Here is a 4,534-nt window from a genome sequence, read left to right on the forward strand (position 1 = left end):
GTTTGCCTTCGCGCTCCCGGACATGGCGCTGCTGATGCAGTGCGCGATGGTCGCTGTGCTCAGCATCATCTGGTTCGAGTGCGTCAAGTGGGGGCTATCGAAATGGCGATGGCTGCGCGGCGTGGCGGTGGCACATTGATGCACGGCCACAGATCAGACAATCTTCCCGTCGATGATCAGAATTTCCTCGAGCAAGGCGCCGTGACGCAGGACGAATAGCACGTCCATGCCCCGTTTCCTGGCCAGCGCGACACCTTCGGCGTCGCCCAGGACCATGAACGCCGTGGCCCAGGCATCGGCCAGCATACAGCTGGGGGCGAGCACGGTAACGGCCGCGAGACGGTTCGATACCGGCTGACGCAAGGCCGGATGCATGGTGTGCGCATGGCGCGTTCCGTCAATTTCGACCCAGCGGCGATAGTCACCCGAGGTGGCAATGGCCACGTCGTGCAGTTCCATCACGCCCCCGATTTCGCGGATGCCAGGCGTCGGCTTTTCTATCGCCACGGTCCATGCCTTGCCATCGGGCCTTTCCGAGCGCGCCCGCATTTCGCCATCGATGCCGACCAGGTAGCTGGCGATTGACCAGCCATCGAGGCAGTGCGCCAGCTGGTCGACGCCATAACCCTTGGCGATGCCCGACAGGTCGAGCATAAGCGGCGCGCGCTTGCGCACCTGCTGACGCGCCAGATCCACGTCTAATACCTCGGCGGCCGGGTAGTATGCCTTGCCATGCTGTGCCACGATCTGCGGCGATGGCGTGCGTTGCGACGGCCCGAATCCCCAGTCCTCCACCAACTGGCCAACCGCCATGTCGAAGGCGCCTCCCGATTCGCGGCTAACCAGCAGCCCCGCAGCCAGAACCTGCGCAAGCTCCTCCGGCACAGGTAGCCAGGTATTTTCCGGCGCTGCGTTAAGGCGACACAGGTCCGAGGCGGCGTTCCAGGTCGACATCTGCCGGTCGACCCTGTTGACGGCAGCGTACAGACTGGCACCGATGGCGGCCAGGTCCGCTTGCCCAGGCGAATAGAATACAGCCGTATAGCGGCTGCCCATGGTTAAGCCGTTCAGGCTGTAGCGCCGCAGCGCATGTTCAGAAGACGTCTTCACGATACCTTCCCTTGTCCCGCAGCGCCGCCACATCAAGCTTGAGCGGTGCAAGTATCTGGTCCAGGGCCTGCCTGACGCTGGCAGCCATAGCGCGGCTACCACAGACGAGCACCTGGCCATTGTCCGCAATCAGGCGGCGCATATTGTCAGCGTCGTCCATCAGCCGGGTCTGCACGTGGATGCCATTCTTGACTCTTGAGAATGCCGTGTGCAGTTGCGTCAGCCTGCGGTCGGCCAGATAATTGCGCAGTTCGGGCTCATACAGAAAATCGGATGCGGGATTGCGCCCGCCCCAATACAAGTACATCGGATGTTTGCCCGTATTGTTGCGTATAAATCCGGCAAGCGGCCCGATCCCGGTACCGGCACCGATCAGGATGACGGGCGCCTTTCCCAGGGCCGGACGAAATTGCGGATTGGGCTGGACAAAGGCCTCGATGAGAGCACCCGGCAGCAAGTTGTACAGGTAGCTCGAACACACGCCCCCAGGCTGCTTGCGCACGCAAATTTCCAGCACGCCATCGCTGGACCCGCTCGCAAGCGAATAGAAACGCGGCATCGAACTGCCGGGCGCCATGACGCCAACCAGGTCTCCGGCCTCGAAGTGGGGTAGTCGATGGGGGGCAAGCCGCCTTGCCAGCCATCCAGCAGTTGCGGGCAGCGCGGCGGCAATAAAGCGCAGCACTACAGTGGGATCGTGCTCCTCCTCGCCGTAGGCGATACGCTCGCGCAGCTGCAGTGCATGAGTGTGCGGATGTTCCGGGGCATATTCGAGCACGAGCTCGTGGTTGAGCAGCGCGCCGACCTGGCGCCCCCACCGCGCGAATTCCTGGGTCGACTGACGGTCGATCAGGGCCAGTTCAAGCAGCCGGCGCCATCCGCGCGCCGCCATCGCCGCGTCGACCTCCTGTGCGAACTGGCAGAACGTCGGGAACTGGCGGTCGCCGAAACCGAGTACAGCGTAACTTGCCTCCTGGTTGGGGGCAATACCGGCCAAATTAGCCAGAAAGTGCCTGCCGGAAGCGGGGGCGTCGCCATCGCCATACGTCGAGGTCAGTATGAACAACTGGCGTGCGGCACCGTAGCGCGATGAGAACTGGTTCATCGGCGCCGTGTGCACGCGTTGTCCGGCCTGTCGCAATGCATCGTGCAGCACGCGGGCAAAGCCCCAGGTACTGTTATTTTCGCTACCCACCAGGATCACGGTGTCGGCCGAACCCAGGGGGGAGTTGTTGGCGATGCGAGGTTTCGCCCGCTGCCGCTGCCACCATACGGCAATGCCAGTCACCGCCAGCCAAGGCGCACTGAGCGCACTTAGACCGAGTGCCAGGCCCAGCCACCACAGGCCTTCGCCGGTATGCAACTGGTAGATCAGCTCAAAGACTTGTCGGGCATTGCTGTGTACGCGGAAGGCGAGCAGCGCGCCGCTGGACTGGTCAACATAGGCGTCGCCTTGCCGGGTGCGTAAAGTGTAGACGGCGGTGCGGTCACTGGCAAGAGGAAAAGAAAGTTCGCGCAGATCGACCAGTCTGGTTGCCAGTAAGGCTGGCAAGCGGGCCGCAGGCAGGGGGGATCCACCGGACGTGGTGGCGGGGATATCGGGTTCGTCCTGGCTACCATCGGAAATGAAGGCGAAGGTCGCCGCCGACATGTAGCTGCCGGTTAAGGCAGACAACAGCAGACCGGCGACAGCAAGTCGGGCAACCGCAGCGTGCCAGCGCTGGCTGCGATTGCCATGCAGGGGACGTGCCAGCTGGCGCCAACCGCCCACACGCTTGACCAGCAGGAGTATCCCCGAGACTGATACCAGCAGCATCACCAGGGCGGCGATGCCGACAGCGGCGCTGCCTGGCGTGTCGAGGAATAGTGACCTGTGCAACTCCTTGAACCAGCGCGCGTATGCCGAGGGCGCATAGGGTGCGATCGCCTTGCCGCTGGACGGGTCGATCCGGTCCACGCCCGAGATGTCGCCGGCGCTGTAGTAGACAATGATGGTTCCGGAGGCCGTGCGCTGGATCTGTTCCGCTCCCGGATAGTGGCGCGCCACCCGGCCCGCGAGTTCGGCAACGCTGACGCCCGCCGGCACGTTGGTCCCAAGCCGGTCGAGCGCGGGAGTGGTCGACAGAACAGCCCCCGTCAAACCGATTATGATGACCAGCAGTGCGCTGATCAGGCCTGCGAGCGAGTGTATCTGTCGCAACATGCGGGCGGTGGCTACATGTCGTAAATGAAGGACTTGACGTAGCCGCGTCCACCGACGGGTTTGCCGGCACCCTGTTTGGTCAGTGGCGTGCGCACGTCGGCCGGGTTATCGCGCCCGTCCTCTGCCGCGCTGTCAACCCGGATCTCGTAGCCGGCATCAATCAAGGTGTCTGCCAGTTCGACTGTCACCTTGAGGGTTTTGCCGCTGCCGACGCTCGCTCCGCTGACCCCGTCAAATTCGCGCGCGGCCATGCCACTACCGCGTGCCCAGTCGCTCAGGTGCTTGTAATACTTCGTTTTCTTTCCTGCTATCCATAACGTTTTCTTGTACTTGCCAGCGGCATCAGTGACATACACCGCCAGGTACGCGCCGTTGCCGGCGTAGTTCTTCAGTTGCGCGGTGAGCGCGACCGGGCGCGCCTGGACGAGGCCGGGCAGCGCCAATGCACCTGCAAGGCAGGCGTAGACGGTGATGTTTTTCATTGCTTTTCCCCATGGGATGTTGGGCCTGTACGCCTCCTGATGGGCGCCTGCGGCACAGGGCCGAGGTAGTCGGAAGCATCGCCGTCGTTGCCGAAGTCCACCGCCAGGCTACGCACGCGCAGCGACGCCGGGGAGTATTTGGCCTTGATTTTGTTGCCGTTGCGATCGACGGCTCTGAGCTCGTAGCAGCCATCGTCGATCTTGATGCGCTGGACAGTCCAGCCGCGCTGTTCGGATTCCCGCTGCAATTGCTCGCGAGGTTTCCAGTCACCGATGGGATCCGTGCAATTGACCTCTGCACAGGCCGCGCCGCTGAAAGCAAGGGCAGACAGAACCATGAATATGCGCACTAAGAACATCGCTTGTTCTCCCTTATAACCACCTGAGCATGGCAGTTCATACTGACATCATACTTACCTGCTTGGCATCGCGCGATGAAAAATTCGGGTATTCGCGTGTCAACCATCGCGAGGTCAATTTTTTTGTAAAAACATGCCGCACAATGTGCCGCCGCGCATGTTTCCTGGCCCTATCGGGCCTATTGTCTTGTAACAGGAACGACAGGAGAGCTTACAAATGACAACCATTCAAGTATTCGCTGCAGCAGTGGCGTATGCGGGGTAGACATTGAACCGCAGTTGCTCCAGTTTTCGGCCGATGCGGATTGGGCGCGGCTCAACGGTGTGCAGCTTGAGCACTACAACCTGGCCCAACAACCGATGGCCTTCGCAGATAAAGT

At 62.1% G+C, this 4,534-nt stretch carries 5 protein-coding genes; 1 reads left to right on the top strand and 4 read right to left on the bottom strand.

What is annotated here, in order from left to right:
• Positions 1-153: 153 nt before the first annotated feature.
• Genes ACQ4W6_RS25560 through ACQ4W6_RS25575 form a run of 4 tightly spaced genes read right to left on the bottom strand, consistent with a single transcriptional unit; the run spans position 154 to position 4,154 of the window.
• A complete protein-coding gene (locus ACQ4W6_RS25560) occupies positions 154-1,110 on the bottom strand; it encodes an FAD:protein FMN transferase (protein WP_436569966.1) in 957 nt (318 codons plus the stop codon).
• Complete coding sequence (locus ACQ4W6_RS25565; protein WP_436569967.1) at positions 1,094-3,313, bottom strand: PepSY domain-containing protein; 2,220 nt, start codon at positions 3,311-3,313, stop codon at positions 1,094-1,096. Before ACQ4W6_RS25565 ends, ACQ4W6_RS25560 begins: the two co-directional genes overlap by 17 nt.
• 11 nt (positions 3,314-3,324) lie before the next feature.
• Positions 3,325-3,795 (bottom strand): DUF2271 domain-containing protein, encoded by a 471-nt coding sequence (locus ACQ4W6_RS25570; RefSeq protein ID WP_436569968.1) that lies wholly within the window; start codon positions 3,793-3,795, stop codon positions 3,325-3,327.
• Positions 3,792-4,154: a PepSY domain-containing protein gene (locus tag ACQ4W6_RS25575; RefSeq protein ID WP_436569969.1), complete on the bottom strand. Its 363-nt coding sequence runs from the start codon at positions 4,152-4,154 to the stop codon at positions 3,792-3,794. Before ACQ4W6_RS25575 ends, ACQ4W6_RS25570 begins: the two co-directional genes overlap by 4 nt.
• Positions 4,155-4,388: 234 nt before the next feature.
• Here ACQ4W6_RS25575 and ACQ4W6_RS25580 point away from each other — a divergent pair.
• On the top strand, positions 4,389-4,534 hold a 146-nt coding region (locus ACQ4W6_RS25580; RefSeq protein WP_436569970.1), incomplete at its 3' end, for an arsenic metallochaperone ArsD family protein.

Origin of the sequence: Janthinobacterium woesei, assembly GCF_051380875.1 — a bacterium.
In the GTDB taxonomy this organism is placed as follows: domain Bacteria; phylum Pseudomonadota; class Gammaproteobacteria; order Burkholderiales; family Burkholderiaceae_D; genus Janthinobacterium.